Annotated in this window: 18 protein-coding genes and 1 pseudogene; 15 read left to right on the top strand and 4 right to left on the bottom strand. The window is 65.3% G+C overall.

The genetic code is table 11. The features are described from left to right. Positions 1-83: 83 nt before the first annotated feature. Positions 84-1,097, bottom strand: a complete 1,014-nt coding sequence (locus ACVMDN_RS20245) for a zinc-binding alcohol dehydrogenase family protein (protein ID WP_076831363.1) — start codon at positions 1,095-1,097, stop codon at positions 84-86. 118 nt (positions 1,098-1,215) lie between these two features. On the opposite strand from ACVMDN_RS20245, the gene ACVMDN_RS20240 reads away from it, so the two are divergent. Continuing rightward, positions 1,216-1,596 carry a winged helix-turn-helix transcriptional regulator gene (locus ACVMDN_RS20240; RefSeq protein ID WP_057019538.1) on the top strand — a complete coding sequence of 127 codons (381 nt, stop codon included), beginning with the start codon at positions 1,216-1,218 and terminating at the stop codon, positions 1,594-1,596. 352 nt (positions 1,597-1,948) lie between these two features. Here the strand turns inward: ACVMDN_RS20240 and ACVMDN_RS20235 are convergent. Then, a pseudogene (locus tag ACVMDN_RS20235) lies at positions 1,949-3,548 on the bottom strand (OprO/OprP family phosphate-selective porin). A 345-nt stretch (positions 3,549-3,893) separates the two neighbouring features. Between ACVMDN_RS20235 and ACVMDN_RS20230 the strand changes: the two are divergent. Then, the gene (locus tag ACVMDN_RS20230) at positions 3,894-5,252 is read left to right on the top strand and encodes a DegQ family serine endoprotease (protein WP_092090135.1); all 1,359 of its coding nucleotides are present in this window, start codon (positions 3,894-3,896) and stop codon (positions 5,250-5,252) included. After that, positions 5,249-6,583, top strand: a complete 1,335-nt coding sequence (locus ACVMDN_RS20225) for a replication-associated recombination protein A (RefSeq protein ID WP_057015492.1) — start codon at positions 5,249-5,251, stop codon at positions 6,581-6,583. Before ACVMDN_RS20230 ends, ACVMDN_RS20225 begins: the two co-directional genes overlap by 4 nt. Before the next feature lie 229 nt (positions 6,584-6,812). Here ACVMDN_RS20225 and ACVMDN_RS20220 read toward each other — a convergent pair whose 3' ends face one another. Continuing rightward, a complete protein-coding gene (locus ACVMDN_RS20220; protein WP_244558917.1) occupies positions 6,813-7,730 on the bottom strand; it encodes an alpha/beta hydrolase in 918 nt (305 codons plus the stop codon). A 167-nt stretch (positions 7,731-7,897) separates the two neighbouring features. Between ACVMDN_RS20220 and ACVMDN_RS20215 the strand changes: the two genes are divergently transcribed. The 7 genes from ACVMDN_RS20215 to ACVMDN_RS20185 all read left to right on the top strand — a co-directional run bounded on the left by ACVMDN_RS20215 (position 7,898) and on the right by ACVMDN_RS20185 (position 16,865). After that, positions 7,898-9,190 (top strand): RluA family pseudouridine synthase, encoded by a 1,293-nt coding sequence (locus tag ACVMDN_RS20215; protein ID WP_076831710.1) that lies wholly within the window; start codon positions 7,898-7,900, stop codon positions 9,188-9,190. 108 nt (positions 9,191-9,298) lie between these two features. Next, positions 9,299-10,513 carry an amidohydrolase family protein gene (locus ACVMDN_RS20210; RefSeq protein WP_076831358.1) on the top strand — a complete coding sequence of 405 codons (1,215 nt, stop codon included), beginning with the start codon at positions 9,299-9,301 and terminating at the stop codon, positions 10,511-10,513. Between the two features lie 88 nt (positions 10,514-10,601). Then, positions 10,602-10,904 (top strand): hypothetical protein, encoded by a 303-nt coding sequence (locus ACVMDN_RS20205; protein ID WP_076831355.1) that lies wholly within the window; start codon positions 10,602-10,604, stop codon positions 10,902-10,904. 783 nt (positions 10,905-11,687) lie between these two features. Further along, a complete protein-coding gene (glsA, locus tag ACVMDN_RS20200) occupies positions 11,688-12,686 on the top strand; it encodes a glutaminase A (protein ID WP_253623756.1) in 999 nt (332 codons plus the stop codon). 70 nt (positions 12,687-12,756) lie between these two features. Then, a complete protein-coding gene (locus ACVMDN_RS20195; protein ID WP_194295394.1) occupies positions 12,757-14,409 on the top strand; it encodes an MFS transporter in 1,653 nt (550 codons plus the stop codon). A 418-nt stretch (positions 14,410-14,827) separates the two neighbouring features. Next, complete coding sequence (locus ACVMDN_RS20190; protein WP_076831697.1) at positions 14,828-15,391, top strand: HdeD family acid-resistance protein; 564 nt, start codon at positions 14,828-14,830, stop codon at positions 15,389-15,391. Between the two features lie 166 nt (positions 15,392-15,557). Further along, complete coding sequence (locus ACVMDN_RS20185) at positions 15,558-16,865, top strand: metal-dependent hydrolase family protein (RefSeq protein ID WP_244558928.1); 1,308 nt, start codon at positions 15,558-15,560, stop codon at positions 16,863-16,865. 114 nt (positions 16,866-16,979) lie between these two features. Here the strand turns inward: ACVMDN_RS20185 and ACVMDN_RS20180 are convergent, their stop codons facing one another. Further along, positions 16,980-17,435 (bottom strand): hypothetical protein, encoded by a 456-nt coding sequence (locus tag ACVMDN_RS20180; RefSeq protein ID WP_057015498.1) that lies wholly within the window; start codon positions 17,433-17,435, stop codon positions 16,980-16,982. Between the two features lie 70 nt (positions 17,436-17,505). On the opposite strand from ACVMDN_RS20180, the gene ACVMDN_RS20175 reads away from it, so the two are divergent. From ACVMDN_RS20175 to ACVMDN_RS20155, 5 genes are all read left to right on the top strand, one after another. After that, a complete protein-coding gene (locus ACVMDN_RS20175; protein ID WP_057015499.1) occupies positions 17,506-18,291 on the top strand; it encodes an ATP12 family chaperone protein in 786 nt (261 codons plus the stop codon). 64 nt (positions 18,292-18,355) lie between these two features. Beyond that, positions 18,356-19,939 (top strand): flagellar hook-length control protein FliK, encoded by a 1,584-nt coding sequence (gene fliK / locus ACVMDN_RS20170; RefSeq protein WP_076831346.1) that lies wholly within the window; start codon positions 18,356-18,358, stop codon positions 19,937-19,939. Then, positions 19,936-20,199 carry an EscU/YscU/HrcU family type III secretion system export apparatus switch protein gene (locus tag ACVMDN_RS20165; protein WP_028335488.1) on the top strand — a complete coding sequence of 88 codons (264 nt, stop codon included), beginning with the start codon at positions 19,936-19,938 and terminating at the stop codon, positions 20,197-20,199. The genes fliK and ACVMDN_RS20165 overlap by 4 nt, the downstream gene beginning before the upstream one ends. 133 nt (positions 20,200-20,332) lie before the next feature. Next, positions 20,333-21,145 carry a class D beta-lactamase gene (gene blaOXA, locus ACVMDN_RS20160; protein WP_076831343.1) on the top strand — a complete coding sequence of 271 codons (813 nt, stop codon included), beginning with the start codon at positions 20,333-20,335 and terminating at the stop codon, positions 21,143-21,145. An 80-nt stretch (positions 21,146-21,225) separates the two neighbouring features. After that, positions 21,226-21,882, top strand: coding sequence for a carboxymuconolactone decarboxylase family protein (locus tag ACVMDN_RS20155; protein WP_076831341.1), 657 nt, complete (start codon positions 21,226-21,228; stop codon positions 21,880-21,882). Positions 21,883-21,990: the final 108 nt, after the last annotated feature.

Here is a 21,990-nt window from a genome sequence, read left to right as displayed (position 1 = left end):
CTTTGGCAAAAGCCACCCGCCGGCCTGTGGGGATATCATGCCCGGGATGTTGCCCGGGCATGAGGAAGCGGACGTGAGGAGCCTTACCAGCCTTCGAGCACGATCTTGCCGCGTGACTTGCCGCTTTCCAGCAAAGCGTGGGCGCGCTTGAGGTTGGCGGCGTTGATGGTACCGAAGGTCTGGTCGAGCGTGCTGCGCAGCACGCCCTTGTCGATCAGGTCGGCGACATCGTTGAGCAGATGGTGCTGCGCGATCATGTCGGGTGTCTGGAACGAGGAGCGCGTGAACATCGATTCCCAGTGCACCGAGACCGCCTTGCCCTTGAACGCGGCGACGTTGAATTCCGGCGGATCGTCGATCAGGCCGAACTTGCCCTGCGGCGCGATGAAGTCGGCGATCGACTTGTAGTGCTGGTCGGTGAAGGTGAGGCTGGCGACGAGGCCGACCGGCGGCAGCCTCAAGCTCTCGATCTGCTCCTTCATCGGCTGCGAGTGATCGATCACCGCATGGGCGCCGAGATCGCGGCACCACTTTTGCGACTCCGGCCGCGTCGCGGTCGCAACCACGGTCAGCCCGGTGAGGCGGCGCGCAAGCTGGATCAGGATCGAGCCGACACCGCCGGCGCCGCCGGTGATCAGCAGCGTGCGCGGATCGAGGCTCTTGCCCGGCACCGCGCCGAGCCGGTCGAACAGCAGCTCCCACGCGGTGATCGAGGTCAGGGGCAGGGCGGCGGCCTGCGCGAAGGACAGCGACGCCGGCTTGTTGCCGACGATGCGTTCATCGACCAGATGAAATTCCGAATTGGTGCCCTGGCGCAGGATCGAGCCCGCGTAAAACACCTCGTCGCCGGGCTTGAAGAGCGAGACGTCGGGCCCGACCGCGTCGACCACGCCGGCCGCGTCGAAGCCGAGGATCTTGTATCCGCCGTCGGTCGGCGCCGCGCGCTTGCGCACCTTGTAGTCGACCGGATTGGCCGAGATGGCCTTCACCGCGACGCGGATGTCGCGCCCCTTCGGCTCGGGCTTGGCGATCTCGAAATCGACGAGCGAATCCGCCGCCTCGATCGGCAGCGATTTTTGGTATCCGACGGCCTTCATGCCTGGTCTCCGTGGTGGGCGATTGCCTGCCGATTAACTGTCGCGCTGGCGTCCATTTGGCAAGTACTGTAAAAACAGGGAACTAGTCCCTGTTTGTATACTATTGGGAAAATACTGCATGAAACGGAAGAATTTCGCGCGCCGGCCGGGCTGCGCGGTCGAGGCGGCGCTCGACCTGATCGACGGCAAATGGAAGGGCGTGATCCTGTATCATTTGCAGGCCGGCACCCAGCGCTTCGGCGAGTTGCGGCGGCGGATGCCCGGCATCACCCAGCGCATGCTGACCAAGCAGCTGCGTGCGCTCGAGGACGATGGCCTCGTGATCCGCAAGGTCTATGCCGAAGTGCCGCCGCGGGTCGAATACACGCTTTCCGAACTCGGCGAGAGCCTGCGCCCGGTGATCGATATTCTGAAAGCCTGGGGCGAGGGCCATCAGGAGCGGCTGTCCTGCGCGCCGGCGCCGGAGGTCATTGTGAAGAAGTCGAAGCGCGCGGCCTGAAAGCATGTTCGCGCGACGCGCTCCGCTTCACCTCGCCCTGCGTGCGGGGAGAGGCATAGGCCGCCTACGGCGGCCGTTCTCAAGAACGCCGAAGCGGTGCTTCGGCTATGACGCATCGTCAGATGCGTTCCGGGTGAGGGGGAGCCTCAGCAAGCGCAGCTGCTGCCGAATACGCGGAGAGGGCCCCTCACCCCAACCTTCTCCCCGTAAGAACGGGGAGAGGGAGCGCGGCGCCGTCCTGGTCAATATTCGACCGATCTCATTCAGCTAGAAACGCGTGAACCAAACGCTCGATGAAAACGGCCGGAGCGATGCCCCGGCCGTCTATGAGTTGGTCTCAGCTCCGATCAGATCAGAACGCAACCTGCGTACGCAGCGCGACCGCGTCGAACTTCGAGCCGACGTCCGCAGCCGAGGTCGCCGAGGCCTGCTTGGCGATATCGCCGTGCAGATAGTTCAGCATGAAGCGGACGTTGTTGTTGACGTACCAGTTCAGCGCGGCGGTGTAGACGGTCTGCCGTCCACCCGCGATGCCGACCGCCTGCGCGATCTGATCGTTGAGGTCCATCGTGCTGACGCGGCCGGCGATTTCCCAGGCGCCCCAGCCGCCGCCCGCGAGCGAGAACGGATCATGCGGCTTGATCCCGCTATAGGAGGCCGTCGCCGGGTTGTAGGCGTGGTTCTCGCCGGTCAGCACATAGCCGACCTGCGCGTAACCGCCGTCGAACTTCAGGCTCGGCGCGCCGAACGGCGGCAGTCCGGTGTTCGCGGAGCGGTCGACATTGAACCAGTAATATTCGCCCTGCGCGATGAACGGGCCATAGGTCGCCGCCGCCTCGACGCCGTAGACCTGCGCGCCGGAGACATTGGCGATCGCACCGGTCGAGATCAGCGTGGTCGGATCGATGCGCAGCTCGGGCCGGTCGCTGAGCGTGAGCGTCTGCGCCTGCGTGAGCTGGTTGCGCGGCGGCTGCACCAGCCATTCCGCATCGGCGCCAATGTGCACCGAATAATTCTTGCCGCTGATCGGATTGCCGGCGACGCGGATGACCCCGCCATACTGCTCGGACGTGCCGGCCGGCGAGGCGGAGGACGCGGAGTGGATGGCGCCCGACGTCGGTCCGGTGACATAGCCGCCGATCCAGAACTGGTCGTTCCACCAGCGGGTGCCGGCGGCCGAACGGAAGTCACCGGCGGCGATGTTCTGTGCGATGATGCCGACCGAGGCGCGCTCCATGAACAGGATGTCGTTGGAGCTGGTCGCTTCGTCGAGTGTCCACGGCACGTCCATGATGCCGCCTTCGATCGCCATCTTGCCGCCGAACGGCTTGAAGCCGGTGTAGCTCAGATACGCGTTCTCGATGCCCGAGGTGCCGCGCGCCGGGCAGCGATCCCGGCGCCGCGCCGCCGAAGCCGTCGGACGAGCCGCCGAAATCGTAGATCAGTGAGTAATTCCAGTCACCGAAGAACTTGCCGACGATGCCGATGCGCGCGCGGCGGACGTTCTCGCCGCTGTCGAGCTTCTGCGGTGAGGTGCCTGCGGTGTTCGGGCGATAGTCGTAGCCGCCGACATCCCAGTGCACGCGGCTCGTGATCGCAACGCAGTTCTGTTCGTCCGCGGTGCAGATCGTCGGCCGGTTGTTCGGCATCGTCACCACGACGCCGGACGGCGCGACCGGGCCCTTCACCGGGATCGCGGCGTTGGCGGTCGCCACCCGCGCGGCCTTGGCATCCGCCGCCTTCGCATTGGCGTTTGCGCTGGCTGCGCTTGCAGTATTGGCGTTGGTCTGCTTCTGCAGTTTGTCGAGCTTCTGCTCGAGCATCTTCAGCTGCTGCTTCAGCAGCGCGATCTCCGCATCGCTGCCGCCTCCGGCCGATTGCGAATAGGCCGGCGAGGCGGCAAGCGCCCCTGCCAGGCCTATGGCGATTGCACTGACTTTTGTTGCACCCATTGTGCACCCCTGTTGTGTTTGAATTCCCCACTCACTCACTGAACGGTCCTAGGAGCGTATCGTGACTGACGCACGACAGTGCTTCCGGGCATCGCAGTTCCGCTTGTGGTCCGCAGGCAACAAGCGGAGCGGCGCAGTGAGATGACAGCTATCATAGAAGCTTGGCGGCGCGCTTCAACGCGGCCGCTGCGGGTTGTGCACCGGTACGGCGGGGGGCCAGTTATCCGGCCGGGCGCCCTTCAATTGCCCGGCGAACACGCCTATATTCCGGCGTTTCCACGAGAGGTGAGAATGCTCCGACCTGTCCGCTTTGCTGCCGTATCCGCTCTGTGCACGTTGGCCTTCATGGGGAATCTTTCCGCAGCCGCGGCCCAGGACCGCCGCGTGCCGTCCTCGCAGGCCGAGCTGCAATTGTCCTATGCGCCGATCGTGCAGCGGGTGCAGCCGGCGGTGGTCAATGTTTACGCCGCCAAGACCGTGCAAAACCGCAATCCATTTCTGGATGACCCGATTTTTCGCCGGTTCTTCGGCGTGCCGGGACAGCAGCCCGAGCAGATGCAGCGCTCGCTGGGCTCCGGCGTGATGGTCGACGGCTCCGGCCTCGTAGTCACAAACAATCACGTGATCGAGGGCGCCGATCAGGTGAAGGTCTCGCTCGCCGACAAGCGCGAATACGAGGCCGAGATCGTGCTGAAGGACAGCCGTACCGACCTCGCGGTGCTGCGCCTGAAGGACACCAACAAGGAGAAGTTCGCGACCCTCGACTTCGCCAATTCCGACCAACTGCAGGTCGGTGACGTCGTGCTCGCGATCGGCAATCCGTTCGGCGTCGGCCAGACCGTGACGCACGGCATCATCTCGGCCCTGGCGCGCACTCAAGTCGGGATCACGGATTATCAATTCTTCATTCAGACCGACGCCGCGATCAATCCCGGCAATTCCGGCGGCGCGCTGGTCGACATGACCGGCCGGCTCGCCGGCATCAACACTGCGATCTTCTCGCGCTCCGGCGGCTCGCAGGGCATCGGCTTTGCGATCCCCGCCAACATGGTGCGCGTCGTGGTGGCCTCCGCCAAGAGCGGCGGCAAGAATGTGAAGCGGCCATGGCTCGGCGCGCGGCTGCAGGCGGTGACGCCGGAGATTGCCGAGACGCTCGGGCTGAAGCTGCCGTCTGGCGCGCTGGTCGCCAACGTCGCGCCGAACAGCCCGGCGGCGAAGGCCGGACTGAAGCTCTCCGACCTGATCGTCGGGATCGACGGCACGCCGATCGACGATCCCAACGCGTTCGACTACCGCTTCGCGACCCGTCCGCTCGGCGGCAACGCGGAGATCGAGGTGCAGCGCGCCGGCAAGCCGGTGAAGCTCACCATACCGCTGGAGACCGCGCCCGACACCAACCGCGACGAGATCGTGCTGACCGCGCGCTCGCCGTTCCAGGGCGCGAGGGTCGCCAACATCTCGCCGGCGCTGGCCGACGAACTGCATCTCGACGCCGGTGCCGAGGGCGTGGTGGTGACTGATCTCGCCGGTGACGGCACCGCGGCCAATGTCGGCTTCCAGAAGGGTGACATCATCCTCGCGGTCAACAACGAGAAGATCGTGCGGACCAGCGACCTCGAGAAGGCATCGAAGACGGGGACGCGGGTCTGGCGCATCACGCTGGTGCGCGGCGGCCAGCAGATCAACGTGACGCTCGGCGGATGAGCCCCAAGCAACCGCGAGAGGCCGGCAACCTCTTTGCTGCGGCGGGGATGGAGCAGGACGCGCCGCACCCGCTGCCGGACCGGCTGCGTCCGCGCACGCTGGCCGATGTCGTCGGCCAGGATCACATCCTCGGCCCTGACGGCGCGCTGACGCGGATGCTGGAAACGCGCACGCTGGGCTCGCTGGTGTTCTGGGGGCCGCCCGGCACCGGCAAGACCACGGTGGCGCGGCTTCTGGCCGACGCCACCGAGCTGCATTTCGAGCAGATCTCCGCGGTGTTCTCCGGCGTCGCCGATCTCAAGAAGGCGTTCGATGCCGCGCGTGCCCGCCGCGAGACCGGCAAGGGCACGCTCCTGTTCGTCGACGAGGTGCATCGCTTCAACCGCGCGCAGCAGGATTCCTTCCTGCCCGTGATGGAGGACGGCACGGTGGTGCTGGTCGGCGCCACCACGGAGAACCCGTCCTTCGAGCTCAACGCGGCGCTTCTGTCGCGCGCCCGCGTGCTGGTGTTTCACTCGCTCGATACGGCGGCGATCGAGAAACTGTTCGCCAATGCCGAGAAGATCGAGGGCAAGCCGCTGCCGCTCGATGCCGAAGCCCGCGCCGTGCTGGTGCGGATGGCCGATGGCGATGGCCGCGCCTCGCTGACATTGGCCGAAGAGGTCTGGCGCGCCGCCCGCAAGGGCGAGGTGTTCAACGCCGAGCAGTTGCAGGCCATCCTGCAACGCCGGGCGCCGATCTACGACAAATCGGCCGACGGCCATTACAATCTGATCTCGGCGCTGCACAAGTCAGTGCGCGGCTCCGATCCGGATGCGGCGCTGTATTATCTCGCGCGCATGTTCGATGCCGGCGAGGATCCGCTGTTCCTGGCGCGGCGCGTGGTGCGCATGGCGGTCGAAGATATCGGCCTTGCCGATCCGCAGGCGCTGGCGGTGTGCAACGCCGCCAAGGATGCTTACGATTTCCTCGGCTCGCCGGAGGGTGAGCTCGCGATCGCGCAGGCCGTGGTCTATCTCGCCACCGCGCCGAAATCGAACGCGGTCTACACCGCGTTTGGTGCTGCGATGCAGACCGCAAAGCAGGGCGGCTCGCTGCTACCGCCGAAGCACATTTTGAATTCGCCGACCAAGCTGATGAAGTCGGAGGGCTACGGCTCCGGCTATCAATATGATCACGACATGCCGGACGCATTCTCCGGCCAGGACTATTTCCCGGAAGCGCTGGGCCGCCAGACCTTCTACGATCCGCCCGACCGCGGCTTCGAACGCGAGATCCGCAAGCGGCTGGATTACTGGCAGCGGCTGCGCAAGGACCGGGGCGGGAGCTAGGGCAAGACGAGATTGGGCCGTGGTCGCGAATAGCGCACGTTCCCACCTGCGGCGCGGGCAGGGAACGCTTGCGTAACTTCGGAATATTAGAAATATATTCCTGATTTGCCCGACGTGTCAAGTTGCTTGGTGCCACGCCGATCGCCGCCGGCTCCTTTGCATGGGGTTGTTTTCGATATTTTGCCAGCGCCCGCTGCGACGGCCCATAACCTCATATTGCGCTCGCGCGTCACTTGACGCTCTTCACGAACTCCAAAATCTCGTCCGTCAGCCGCGTGTCCGGCGTGTTGATCGCATAGACCTCCGACATGTGGCTGTGCTGCGGCAGCATGAAGCTGCGGGCGCAGCCGCTCGGCCGCTTGCAACTGGCCTGCTTCATGAGCTCGAACTGCTCGACGAAGCGCGGCGGATCGAGCTCGGCCGCGGTGATCAGGAACGGGATCGGGCTCGCGACCAGCCCTTGCAGCGAGGAGCGTTCGGCATAGCGCGAGGGGTCGGAGCCGTAATAGGCGAGCTCGGCGTCGCCGGCCGGCGAGGCGGTCAGATCATAGATGCCCGACACCATGATCGCGCCGGCAAGTCCGCCGCCCTTCACCTTGTGGAATTCGCCATGGGAGACATAGCTCGCGACATGGATCGCGCCGGCCGATTGGCCCATCAGGAAGATGCGCCTCGGCTCGCCGCCGCGGGAGGCGATGTTTTCCGCAACCCACTGCACGATCGCACCCATGTCCTCCGGGCCTGCCGGCCACGGAAAGGCCGGCGCGAGGCGATAGGTGGCATTGACGCCGACGAAGCCGTTCTTGACCGCCCACAGCATGATGTTGTCGTAGAACGGGCTGCCGGGCGCGCGCTTGTTGCCCGCGACGAAGCCCCCGCCATGGATGTAGATCAGCACGGGTCGTGCGGGCGCCGCCGTCTCCGGCGTGAACACGTCGAGCAGATGCCGGTCGGCGGGGCCGTATTTGAGGTCGCGCTCGACCTTGACGCCCTGATAGGGCTCCTTCTGTTGCAGCGGCGCGTAGAGTGCAGCGGTCTTGGGCGGGTCGATGACGCGGCCGAGTTCCAGGAGCTTCCAGGCCAGATCTTCCGGCATCGCGGCTTCGGGCATCGGACTTTGCTGGGCGTGCGCAGGGTCCGTGAGCATCAGGGCCGCCGCCAAAGCCGATATCGCCAGTCTCATTCCAGGGCCCCCGTCGATTGTCGTATGCGGCCGAACATGGCCGATGTTGCACCGGATTCACACCGATTTCGCCGTGACGATTCGCGGCATTTGCGCTAGGCACAATGCAGGTCTGGAGCCGAAAAATCACCATGAGCCGCCGCATCAAGAGAACTACATCGCCGGGCGACCGCGCCAAAGGGCGCGACAAGGGCCGCGACCGGGACCGCGCCGGCGATCGCGGCAAGGATCGTGGTAAGGATCGTGGGAAGAGCGGATCGGCGGAGCGCACCCGCAAGCCGGACGATCGCAAGTTCGGTGAGCGCAAGTCTGGAGAGCGTCCGTTCGCGCACCGGGCGTCCGCAAAGCCGCCGCGCTTTGCCGAGTCGCGTCGCGACCGGCAGGAGCGGGCTGAGCCCGCCGCTACGAAGCCCGCGGCCGAGCAGCCGCTGCCGACCAAGGTGCAGACCGTCGTCGTCACCGCCGACGAGAACGGCATGCGCGTCGACCGTTTCCTCGAGGCACGCTTTCCCGGCCTGTCGTTCTCCCACATCCAGCGCATCGTCCGGAAGGGCGAACTCAGGGTCAACGGCAAGCGCGCCGATTCCAAGGACCGGCTGGAGGAGGGCCAGAGCGTGCGCATCCCGCCGCTGCGGCTCGACACGCCGAAGACATCAGGCACGCTCTCCGAGGCCGAGGCGAAGACGCTGCAGGCGCTGAAGGACATGACGCTGTACGAGGACGACGACGTGCTGGTGCTGAACAAGCCGGCCGGTCTCGCCGTGCAGGGCGGCTCCGGCATGACGCGCCATGTCGACCAGATGCTCGAGGTGATGCGCGACGCCAAGGGGCAGAAGCCGCGGCTGGTGCATCGGCTCGACCGGGAGACCTCCGGCTGCCTTCTGGTCGCCAAGACGCGTTTCGCTGCCACGCACCTCACCGGCGCATTCCGCCATCGCTCCGCGCGCAAGATCTACTGGGCGTTGGTCGCCGGCGTGCCGAAGCCGAAGCAGGGCCGCATCTCGACCTATCTCGCCAAGGAGGAGAGCGAGGAGGACAGCATCATGCGGATCGCGGAGCATGGTGACGAGGGCGCGAGCCACGCCGTGACCTATTATGCCGTGGTCGAGACCTCGGCGACCAAGCTCGCCTGGGTCTCGCTCAAGCCGGTGACCGGCCGCACCCATCAATTGCGCGCCCACATGGCGCATATCGATCACGCGATCGTCGGTGATCCCAAATATTTCAACAAGGAGAACTGGCAGCTGCCCGGCGGCCTGCAGAACCGGCTGCATCTGCTCGCCCGCCGCATCGTGATTCCGCACCCGAGGGGCGGCGTGATCGATGCCACCGCGCCGCTGCCGCCGCACATGCTGCAATCCTGGAATCTGCTCGGGCTCGAGGCCGACCGCTTCGACCCGATCGAGAACGCGCCCGAGGAGTGACGGTCGGGCGCCGATATCCGGCGCGGACAGCAACAACGATCAAACGGCTCCGCGCTTTGCGGCTATCCTCGCGCGCCGGCCTTTGCCGGCCTGCAACGGAGACTCTCCATGATCGGCACCTGGCTGCGGGTCATGCTTTTCCTGATCAGCTCAGCTGTCGCCGCGGTGACGGCACAGGCCGAGACCATCGTGCTCCGCGGCGGCACGCTCTACGCATCGGCCGATGCGCAAGCGCTGCCGGATGCGGTGATCGTGATGACCGACGGCCTCATCAGCGCGGTCGGCAAGTCCGGCGACATCCAGGCGCCGCCGGATGCCCGCGTGATCGATTGCAGCGGCAAGACCATCGTCGCCGGCTTCTGGAACAGCCATGTCCATTTCACGCAAAAAGTCTGGCGCAACGCTGGCGCAGCGCCGGCCGCAGCGCTGACGCAGCACATGCAGGAGATGCTGACGCGCTGGGGTTTCACGACGGTATGGGATCTCGGCTCCGATCCGAGCGACACCTTGCCGCTGTGCAAGCGCATCGCCGCGGGCGAAGTCGCCGGCCCCAACATCCTGCTCGCCGGCAATATCTTCCCGAAGGGTGGGCACCCCGTCTACATCCCTCGCGAAGTGCAGCTTCCTGAGGTCGCAACGCCGGAGGAGGCCACGAAATGGGCGCGCGACTGGCTCGCCATGGGTGAGGACGGCATCAAGCTGTTCACCGGCGCCTTCATGGGGGACAAGCCCGTCGTCAACATGGACCCTGCAATCGCCAAGGCGGCTGTCGACGTCGCGCATGCGCAGGGCAGGCCGGTGTTCGCACATCCGCAGGACAAGGTCGGCGTCGAAACGGTGATCGAGTCCGGCGTCGACGTGCTCGCGCACACCACGCCCGGCGAACCCAGCTACACCGCGGATCAGCTGGCGCGGTTCAAGGCACAGGGGACTGCGCTCGTTCCCACACTGTCGCTGTTCACCACCGTGGTGCTCGATCCGAACGTCACCAACCGTCTGGTGGCCTCGACCGTCAACCAGCTCAAGCAGTTTTCGGAGAATGGCGGCACGGTGCTGTTCGGCACCGATGTCGGTTTCACCACGGTGTACGACACCACGCAGGAATTTCAGCTGATGCACTGCGTGTTGTCGGAGCGGCAGGTGCTGGCCTCGCTGACGACCAATCCGGCGCGGTTCTTCAAGGCCGCGAAGAAGGGACGGGTCGAGCAGGGCTTCGACGCCGATCTCGTGGTGCTCGACGGCGATCCGCTCGGTGACGTCGGCAATCTTGCGAAAGTGAGCAGCACGATCCGTGCCGGTCACGTGATCTACCAGAAACCGTGACGAGGGCGGGGAACTCGCATCTCGGGGGCAGCGTTGACGCATGGTGCGTTCACTTGAACCGTTGCTGCCGCGTCACGACATATAGGCTATGAAGCGATCCCTGATTGTTGCCGGCGTTCTGCTCTGGGCCATGGGCGCGGCAAGCGCGCAAATCCTTGCGCCCGGCCGCTCGACGTGGGATCCGCCGGTCCCTCAACCCCCACCGCCGCCGCGGATCGAGGTGCCGGCGATCCCCAGGATGGACGCGCCGACGCAGCCGAGCCTGCGTTCGCGGCCGCGCAGCTCGTTCGGCGACCGCGTCAGCCGGTGCCTCGACGAGGCCGCCGCCGCCGGCCTGAACCAGGCCGAGCGTGCCGCCTATTCGCGATCCTGCGCCAACCACCGGGATTAGGGCAGGGCGTGGTCTGCTAGACAAGCCTTGCTGACGCATGGAAGGAATTGTCGTCGCGCCGGCGCGAGTACGAACAGGCAAGCGGCATCGGCCGGCGGAGCCGCGGCGATCCGGTTCAAGGCTGTCGACCGTGCGAATCTGTCTGGCTATCCAAACGGACCGCTTTGATTTCGTCTCATGATCTTGAGCGTGAGCAGGGCCGCCCCGAGCACGAGAAGCAAGACACCGACGACAGTTGTGCTTGTCGATTCGAATGTCACACCGACTGCTGTCAGCAAGCAGCCTACAACGATAGCAATAAGCCCACCAAGCTTCTTTACCAACAGAAGCTGTCCGTCGCTTGCGCGCGCCACCATGATCAACCTCACTCTGTAAGTGATGCGGTCATTCCACCGTCGCCGCGGGCCGGTGTTGCTTGGACAAGCGGCGGGCTCACATCCGCACACGATGATCGTACTCTCGCGTGCCAATGATGGAAATCGCTCGTTGCTGCCATGATGACTTCTCTTTTGATTCAATTGCGCCGCGGGCGATTGGACAATCTTGCTTACCTAGCCGCGCCGAAACGTCGCATGACTATATCGAATGTGCATCGCGCAACGGCGCTGCGATTCCGCGATACGCAATGCGTTCAGCGCATTTGTCGTAAAGTGTTCTGGACCAACGCAAGCATTGCAAAGGCTGTGGGAGTGGATCGTTGACTCCGTGGTTTTTCGGGCGCCTACTTCTGGTTGCCGACTAGAAGACCTGAAGCAATAAGGTCGAAATGCGGAAGGACAGCCAATGCGGCCGCCTTCGATCGCGGAACAAGCGGAGCGGCCCTACATCTCGACCGGGCACTTGCCCGAACCCGAGATGGTGCAGGAGCTCGTGTCTCAAGCGCATCAGCGCTTCAAGTCGAACAGCGAAGGGACCAATTCGCAGGTTTATCCGGCCCTGGCCAGGGTGCGGAGTGAACTGTTCGGCGTCTGCGTGGCCGGCACCAGCGGACGTGTCTACGGCGCGGGCGATACCGAATACGAATTCTCGATCATGAGTGTATCGAAGCCATTCGTATTCGCATTGGTGTGCGAGGCCATCGGCCCTGAAGAGGCTCGTGCAAAACTGGGCGCGAACGCGACCGGGCTGCCGTTCAATTCACTGGCGGCGATCGAGCATGGAGCCGGGCGCACCAACCCCATGGTGAACGCAGGCGCGATCGCGACCACAAGCCTTGTGCCGGGCTCGAGCGCTGACGAGCAATGGCGGTTCATCCATGACGGTCTCTCGCGCTTCGCGGGCCGCAAGCTTTCGCTCAACGAGGAAGTCTACGCATCGGCATCCAAGACCAATTTTCGCAATCGAAGCATCGCGCGGTTGCTGGAGAGCTACGACCGGATCTATTGCGACGCCAGGCAGGCGACCGATCTCTACACCCGGCAGTGTTCGCTGAATGTGAGCGCCAGGGATCTCGCCGTGATGGGTGCGACGCTGGCCGACGGCGGGGTGAACCCCGTGACCCGGCAGCGGGTGGTCGATGCGGCCGTGTGCCACTATGCGTTGGCGGTCATGGTCACTGCTGGACTGTACGAGACGTCGGGCGACTGGCTGTACGACATCGGTCTGCCCGGCAAAAGCGGCATTGGTGGAGGCATCGTCGCGGTGTCTCCAGGAAAGGGTGGTTTCGGCACTTTCGGGCCGCCACTGGATGCGGCCGGCAACAGCGTGCGAGGGCAGCTCGCCGCGAAGTTCCTGTCGCAAAGACTGGGCATGGATCTGTTCGTGTCCCAACCGGACGAGTGAACAAGAGGCACTGAAGATCGGTCGAGCCGTGGCCCGATCGATCGCAACGTCGGGCAGGTTGGAGGACGCGATGGCAACGCAAGCAATCTCGATCGGCGACATTCATCAGGAAGAGCGCGCATCATGGGTGCCCATGGTCGCGATTGCGTTCGGCCAGATGATCATGTCGTTCAACGTCGCGTCGTTGCCGGTTGCGATGGGGGGAATGGTGGCCAGCTTCGGCGTGCCGCCGACCACGGTCGCGACTGGAATCGTGGCGTACTCGATGCTTGTCGCCGGGTTCGTGATGCTTGGCGCCAAGCTCGCCCAAAGGTTCGGGGCGGTGCAGGTATTTCGCGGTGCCGTCGTGCTTTTCCTGATAGCGCAGATTGCGATGACGTTCAGCCCTACGGCCTCCGTCATGATTTCCGCTCAGGCGCTTTGCGGCGCTGCGGGCGCGGTGATCGTGCCCTCGCTCGTCGCGCTGATTGCCGAGAATTATGCCGGACGCCAGCAGGCGACGGCCCTTGGCGCGTTGGGCTCGGCGCGGGCTGCCGCCGGCGTGCTGGCATTTGTCGTCGGCGGGTTGCTCGGCACCTATATCGGCTGGCGCCCCGCATTTGGAATTCTCATCGTTGCCTCGGCGATCGCTTTCGCTCTGAGTTTCCGCCTGCGGCCGGACCACGGTCGCCCGGATGTCCAGATCGACATGATCGGGGTCGCTCTTGCCGCGAGCGCGATCATCTTCATCAGCTTCGGCTTCAATAATCTGAACAGTTGGGGCGTGATCCTGGCGACCCCTAACGCGCCATTCGACTTGCTGGGCGTCTCGCCGGCACCGGTCCTGATCGTGCTTGGCATAGTGCTCGGGCAGGCATTCCTGATGTGGACGCATCGCCAGCAGGCCGCGGGGAGGACGCCTTTGCTGGCGTTGGAGGTGATCGATTCGCCGGAGGAGAGGTGTGCGGTCTACGCGCTGTTCGCGGTCGTGGCGCTCGAGGCCGCGCTGAACTTCACGGTGCCGCTCTACATCCAGATCGTGCAGGGACGTTCGCCAATCGCGACGGCGATCGCGATGATGCCGTTCAATCTGACCGTCTTTCTCTCGGCGATGCTGATCGTCAATCTCTACGACAAGCTGACGCCCCGCCAGATCGGACGCTTCGGCTTTGGGCTCTGCACCGTTGCGTTGCTGTGGCTCGCGTTCGTCGTGCGCAACGACTGGAGCGAGATTCCCGTTCTCCTTGGCCTCGTGCTGTTCGGTATCGGCCAGGGCTCGCTGGTGACACTGCTGTTCAACGTTCTGGTCACTGCTTCGCCCAAGGCGTTGGCGGGGGATGTCGGGTCTTTGCGCGGAACCACGCAGAATCTGGCGGCTGCCGTTGGCACCGCGGTGGCCGGAGCTCTTCTGGTCGGTCTTTTGAGCACGATCGCGCTCGGCAGGATCGCGGCCAGTCCGGTGCTGACCAAGGAGCTTCAGAGCCAGGTTGATCTCGGCAACATCACTTTCGTCAGCAATGATCGGCTGCGCAGCGTACTCGAAGGCACGAGCGGTACGCCACAGCAGGTCGAGGAAGCCGTCCGGGTCAACACCGAAGCGCGCCTGCGCGCTTTGAAGATCGGGTTGCTGATCATGGCCGGCCTCGCACTGCTTACGGTCATTCCCGCGGGACGGCTGCCGAATTATCGGCCAGGCGAAATACCGGACGACGGAGCGACCGGCGAGGGCGAGCGATCGGCCTGATCGGACGTCGGGCGCCGCGGGGCAAGAAGGTCTCTGCAATAACCAGGTGCCAGATATGGATGAACTCGACCGTCGCATCGTGCTCCGGAGAATGCTTGGCGGCGTCGCAGTCGCTGGTCTCGGAACCGGCTTGCTGATGCAGGCGGCCAAGGCGCTGCCAGTCGCCCCCGAAGATGCCCTCGTCGCGAAGACGGATGATCCGGAGCGGCCGCTTCATATGGTCGTCGCCCGGCCACCACCGCGCCCGCGTCCTCCGCCACCGCGCCGCCGCCGCTGGACCTGTTGGTGGCACAGAGGTCGCCGCCGCTGTGGATGGCGCTGGTGAGGGCAGGCACAAGCTCCGGCGGCGCGAGTGGCGCGGTTGCGCGGCCTGGAATGCGCGACCGTGCCATGGCTGCCAGGGATCAAGGAGGACGACATGGCTACCTATGAGAACAGTCCCACGATGCTCCGCGGCCTGCCTGGCCCGCCTTTATGGGTCTGCGTTCTGCTGGGCCTCGTCATGATCGCCGCGGGCCTTCTGGTGCTGGGAGATGTCGTGCTTTTCACCGTGATCAGCGCCATCTTTATCGGCTGGACGGCCATTGTTGCCGGCGGGTTCGAAATCCTGCACGCCTTCTGGACCAAGGGCTGGGGTGGATTCGTGTGGCAGCTTCTGCTGGGGGTGCTCTACCTTGCCTGCGGAATCGTTCTGCTCAGCCAACCGGTGGCGAGCGCGCTGCTCCTGACCTATGCCCTCGGTCTCATGCTTTTGGTCTCAGGGATTGTGCGCATGCTGGTCGGCATCGGCCATTGGCAGCAGTCCGGCTGGATCATGCTGGCATCCGGGCTGTTTGGCGTTCTGGCCGGCCTCATCATTCTGACGGGATTTCCGGCGACCGGGCTGTGGGTGCTCGGGCTGCTGCTGGGGATCGATCTGCTGTCTCATGGCATCGGATGGCTGACTTACGCTTTACAGCCTGCCGCCAGAGCGGCTCAATAGGCCGTCGATCCTCTAGGGAGCAGCAGAACTCTCATTAATCGTCTGAAATCAAATCGGCTCCTCGCGACATCAATGACGGTCTCGCGCGATGCGCCATCGGCGGAGAGTGGACATGTCAGGTTTGAGGAAGGGCGTGAGAGTTTCGGCGCTGGTTGCGTCGATCGTGATGAGCCTCGTCGCCTTGCTGCCCGCGCAAGCTCAGCAGAATGGCGACGTGCTGTTTCAGAACGTGCGAATTTTCGATGGCAGGAATGGCGCGCTGTCCGGGCCGTCCAATGTGCTGATCCGGAACAACAAGATCGAGAAAATTTCGACTGGGCCGATCGCGGCCGACGCTCAGGTGATTGCCGGCGACGGACGGGTGCTGATGCCCGGGCTGATCGACGCGCACTGGCATGCACTGCTGGTACGCCCGACGCCGGCGGCCGTGATGGCCAGCGACATCGGTTACATCAATCTTCTTGCGGCCGCCGAGGCAACGGCCACCCTCATGCGCGGCTTCACCACCATTCGCGACATGGGCGGGCCGGCCTTTTCCCTCAAGCGCGCGATCGACGAAGGTCTCGTCGCCGGTCCCCGCATCTACCCATCCGGTGCCATGATCACCATCACCGGCGGCCATGGCGACTTCCGGCCGCTGTCCGATCTGCCCAGAACAATCGGCGGCATGCTCAGCCGCATGGAGAGGATAGGCGGCGCCATGGTCGCGGACAGCCCGGATGAAGTTCGCGTGCGCGCGCGCGAGCAACTCATGCAAGGGGCTACGCAGGTCAAGCTCACGGCGGGCGGTGGGGTGGCGTCGCCGTTCAGCCCGCTCGATGTGTCCACGTTCACTGAACCGGAGTTGCGCGCCGCGGTCGAGGCTGCGGAGAACTGGGGTACTTATGCCGTCGTACACGCCTACACGCCGGTCGCGATCCAGCGATCGATCGCAGCGGGGGTCAAGTGTATCGAGCATGGTCATTTGATGGACGACGCGTCGGCCCGCCTGATGGCCGAGAAGGGAATTTGGCTGAGCACCCAGCCCTTCCTCGATATGTCGGGCGCCAGCGCCCTTGGACCTGCGGAGCAGGACAAGATGCGGCAGGTCGTTGCCGGCACCGACAGGGTCTACGGCTTTGCGAAGAAGTACAAGTTGAAGACGGCATTCGGTACCGACGTGTTGTTCTCGAAGGCACTCGCCGACCGGCAAGGCGCCATGCTGTCAGCCCTCACGCGATGGTACACGCCGGCTGAAGCGCTCATCATGGCGACATCGACGAATGCCGAATTGCTCGGTCTGTCCGGGCTTCGAAATCCATATCCAGGCATGCTGGGCGTGGTGGAGGAAGGCGCGTTGGCCGACCTTCTGCTGGTCGATGGCAATCCAATCGACAACATCAAGCTGATAGAGGATCCGGCGAAGAATTTCCTGGTCATCATGAAAGATGGGAAGGTCTACAAGAATCTTCTTGGTGGTGACCGGAACAGGTAGGCGGACATAGTCACAAGGCGGGCCAAGCGGCAGCGTCAAAGCATCGGCTTGTAGCCGATATGGCTGCCGACGTGGCCGGTGGAGCAGCGATCGCCGGAAGGGCAAGGGCAGCTACTACCGCCGAAACTGCGTCAGAAACGTCCGCAAGGAATCGTGCGGGCTCTCGACATCCGAAATCACCCAGCCGTCGGGACCATTGACGACGATGAAGTTGAGCGTGACGGCGCGGCCTTCATTGTCGAATGTCACCGTCACGTCGGCCTTGTCGAACTGCCGGCGCGGGATTGCGATCGAGATCGGGCCGAGCCGCCAGGTCGGGCTCTGCACCAGAAAATCGTAGGGCGCATCGTGCAGCGCGGTCCAGGCACCGCGCAGGGTGGGATCGAAGAATCGGCGAGCCGTTTCCTCGTCGCGCGGCAGGCCGTTGGAATATTCGGCGCTGCCTCGCCCATAATGGGCGTAGACGTTGCGGATCAGGGATTCCGGCGAACGGAACCCGGCACAGGCTGTGGCGGAGGCGAAAACCACCGCAACCAGCGAAAAACCCGCAAGGAATTTGCCGCGTCCCATCAGCTTTATTTGCCGTTGCCCCTGACATATCTTGCAGGGAAATCCCTATGAACGAAAGCTACCCGGCGCGATGCGCGAACTTTTCGACGATGTCCCAGAACAATCTCCGTTCGATCCGCAGGAGGCGGTGCGGCGCCACATCCGCACGCCCCAGCGCAAGCGGTTCTACACCAGCGCCGGCGTCGCCGAGGCCGATGGCGGATTTTCGATCACGCTCGACGGCAAGCCGATCCGCACGCCGTCCGGCAAGCCGATCGCGGTGCCGACGCGGGCCATTGCGGACACGGTGGCGGCGGAATGGAATGCGCAGCGCGAGACCATCGATCCCATGACCATGCCGCTGACGCGGCTTGCCAACAGCGTGATCGAGGGGGTGATCGATCGCATCGACGAGGTCGCCGACGATGCGGCCAAGTTCCTCGGCAGCGACCTCTTGTTCTACCGGGCCGGCCATCCAGAGACGCTGGTGGCGCGCGAGGCCCAGCACTGGGATCCGATCCTGTTCTGGGCCGCCGACGCGCTCGGCGCCCATTTCGTGATGGCCGAGGGGGTGATGCATGTCGGCCAGCCCGAGCCTGCGATCAAGGCGGCGCGGGCGGCGTTCCCGACCGACCCATGGTCGGTCGCGGCGCTCCATGTGGTGACGACGCTGACCGGCTCGGCGCTGCTGGCGCTGGCGCTCGCCCATGGCGTCCGCGACGAGGACCAGGTCTGGGCCGCCGCCCATGTCGACGAGGACTGGAACATCGAGAAATGGGGCGTCGACGAGGAGGTCGCCGTCCGCCGCGCCGCCCGCCAGCTCGATTTCAAGGCCGCCGCCGGCGTGCTCAGGGAGCTCAAGCCGGCCGCCGGTTAACGAGGGGTTTACGGCGCCGGGCTAGCCTGCGGCACGTTCCTCGCGCAGGGCCGAGACCTCCGACATGGCACTCGCCATCAATCCCGTGCTGCCGGTGCTCGCCTCGAAGGAGGCGGACGGCGTTGCGCCGGACCTCAAGCTTGAGGCCGGCAGCGTCGTCAATGCGCAGGTGCTGAAAGTGCTGTCCGCCGATCTGGTGCGGATCGCGATCGCGAGCCTGTCGATCGACGTCCAGACCGAGGTGCCGCTGCAGCAGGGCCAGAACCTGCAGCTCGAAGTGTCGCAGACCAATGACGGCATCCGCCTGCAGCTGGTCGGGCCGGGGCCGGACACCGGCGATGCCGTACGGCTGTCGCCGGCAGCGGCCAACGCCACCGATGCCGCCCAGCCGGTCGCCCCGGCACCGAAGGCTGTATTGACGCCGCTGGAGCGCGTCACCATCACCGCGACGGCGCAGACCGCGGCGGCGGTGCAGGGAAGCCAGGCGCCGCTGTTCGCCAATCTCGCCGCGGTCGCCTCGGCCAATCTGCCGCCGAAGCTGCAGGCCGCGATCGCGCAGGTGCTGGCGCAGCAGACCGGTCTCGACGAGAATTTGAGCGGCGATGCGGTCAAGACCGGCTTGCAGAAATCCGGCCTGCTGTTCGAGGCGACGGTGGCGGCGGGCATTGCGCCCGCGAGCGGCAGCGCGCCCGATCTAAAGGCCGCGCTGATCGTGCTGCGCCAGGCGCTGACCTCGCTTGGTACCGCTGATGCCGGCAGGCCCGCGTCCGCCACACCGCTCCAGCAACCGGCGCAGGCCAGCGCCGCGACGGCGCCGAGCCTCATGCCATCCGGCACGCCAGACCTCGACGTTCAGGAGATCTTGCTGCCGCAGGCCCGCCTGCCGGTCGCCGAGGATGTCACCCGCGGCACCACAGGGTTCGCAGGGGCGCTCGCGGATGCGCTCGATGCCGGCCCGTCCTCCGGCGGCGCGCTCAATCTCATTCAGCAAGCGCTGCACGAACTCGGCAACCCCGCACGGCAAGGCGCCGCGCCGAGGGAGATGCTGCCGGGCGAGGTGCCGGTACGCGACAACACACCGCCACCGCCGTTTCGCGGTGCGCTGCCGTCGGCGCAGGCCGTCGCCGAGCCGTCGATCGCCCCAAACACGCCACTCGCGACCGCCGCGCATCGCCTGCTGGAAAACACCGACGCCGCGCTGGCGCGGCAGACGCTGCTGCAGGTCGCCTCGCTGCCGGACCGCGGCGACGCTACGCGGCCGCAGCTCGACGCCATGCTGCCGCGCTGGAATTTCGAGATCCCGTTCCTGACCCCGCAGGGCACGGCGATGGCGCAGTTCGAGATTTCCCGCGACGGCGGCGGCAATGAGGTCGAAGCCGCCAAGCGGGTGTGGCGCGCGCGCTTCACGCTCGATATCGAGCCGGCCGGCCCGGTGCACGCGCTGGTGTCGCTGAACGGCGAGCGCACCTCGGTGCGGATGTGGGCCGAGCGTCCCTCGACCGCCGCGCAACTGCGCGCCGGCGCTTCCGAGCTGAGCCGGGCGCTGACCAGGGCCGAGCTCACGCCCGGCGACATCGAGATCCGCGACGGCACCCCGCCGCAACCCGCACCCGCCCGCGCCGGCCATTTCCTGGACCGCGCATCATGAGCGAGGCCAACAACCAGCTCGCGGTCGCGCTGCATTACGACCACGCCGGTGCGCCGCGCGTGGTGGCAAAAGGCAAGGGCGCGATCGGCGCCAAGATCATCGAGGTCGCCAAGGCCAACGACATCCCGATCGAGGAGAACGAGGTGTTGGCCGGCGCGCTCTCCAATGTCGAGCTCGGCGACGAGATTCCGGCCGAGCTCTACAAGGCCGTCGCCGAGGTGCTGGTGTTCGTGCTGCGGATGTCGGGCCGGGCGCGCTAGCGGGCGCGTTTTCGAGCGAAGCGGGCACCGGTTCGCGTGAAGAAAACGCGACAGACAAGTGAGTCTTCTTGCCATCCTTTCACCACGATGGCATCCACCATCGTCGTCAATGCGAACCTGCCCAGGACTTGTCGTGATCCATCGCCGCCATGCGCTCGGTCTGCTTGCTGCCGCTACGATCCTGCCATCGCGCAGCTTCGCCAATGTGTCCTACCAGCGCAGCGAGTTTCGCGAGGAGCTGCAAAAGCGGTTCTTCGAGCTCGGCACCGAGGGCACCTTCGTCGGCTACAAGGTCGAGGACTATCTGATCATCGCCAGCGACAAGGTCCGCTCGGGCGAGGGCAGGCTGCCGGCCTCGACCTTCAAGATCCCGAACGCGCTGATCGCGCTCGAGACGGGGGTGGTGCAGGACGCCGACAAGGACCTCTTCAAGTGGGACGGCACAACCCGCAGCATCGAGGCCTGGAACAAGGATCACACGCTGCGCTCCGCGCTCGCGGTGTCGGCCTTTCCGGTGTTCCAGGAGATCGCCCGCCGAATCGGCGAGGAGCGGATGAAGAAATATCTCGAGATCATCGACTACGGCAACCGCGACATCGGCGGCGGCATCGACCAGTTCTGGGTGGCCGGCAATTTGCGGATCGATCCGGTGCAGCAGATCGATTTCCTCGACCGGCTGCGCCGCGGCGTGCTGCCGGTCGACAAGCGCAGCCAGCAGCTGGTGTGCGACATTCTCCCGGTGACGAAAGTCGGCGACGCCGTCATTCGCGCCAAGACCGGCCTCACCGACAAGGAGCACGGCTCGCTCGGCTGGCTGGTCGGCTGGGCCGAGAAGGGCACCGACATCACGGTGTTCGCGATGAACATGGACTGCAAGACGCAGGCGCAGACCGATGCGCGGATGAGCGTCACGCAGCAATGCCTCACCGATATCGTCGCGCTGTGATGACCTGATCTGCGTGTTCATCGCTGGCTGGCGCTACGTAGCTCGACTAGCATCCTCCGATAAAATCAAGCGGAGGAATCATGCATTCAGCAACAGTCTGGCTCTCGTCGCTCACGCTGGCCGCGGCCGGCGGCTGGCTCGCGGCGACGGTGTTCTCGGTGCCGGCCACCAGCAAGGAGCCGCGCTTCCCGCAGCTCACGATGGAGCAGCTCAGCGACCTGCAAAAACCGCTCGGCGAGCAGATCATGAAGGTGTCGAGCGTCGGCATCGGCGGTCCCTACAATCCGATGATCCGGAGCCCGGTGCTCGGCCAGCGGCTCTACGATCTGTTCTATTATCTGCGCTGGCAGACCTCGGTGCCGACACGGCTGAACGAGTTCGCGATCCTGATCATCGGCCGGCAGTGGCGCTCGCAGGTCGAGTGGTTCGCGCACGCGCCGCTCGCCGCCAAGGCCGGCCTGCCACCCGACGTCATCGCGGAGCTCAAGGCCGACAACCGGCCGTCGAAGATGGCCGACGACGAGGCGGTCGTGTACGACTTCGTCACCGAGCTGACCACGACCAAGAAGGTCTCCGACGAGACCTATGCGCGGGCCAAGAAGATTTTCAACGATCAGCAGATCGTCGACCTCACCGCGGTCGCCGGCAATTACGTGATGGTGGCGATGATCCTGGCGATGGCGGAGGAGACCGTGCCGCCTGGCAAGGAGGAGCCGTTCAAGGTTGGTGAGAAGTAGGGGCGGCGCGGACTCCGTTCACCTCGCCCCGCGTGCGGGGAGAGGTCGGAACGCATCGCAGATGCGTTCCGGGTGAGGGGACTCTCCTCAGGCACAGCTATCACCGTG

This window comes from Bradyrhizobium sp. USDA 4510, assembly GCF_054059095.1.
This window is presented reverse-complemented; position numbering and strand designations above follow the sequence as displayed.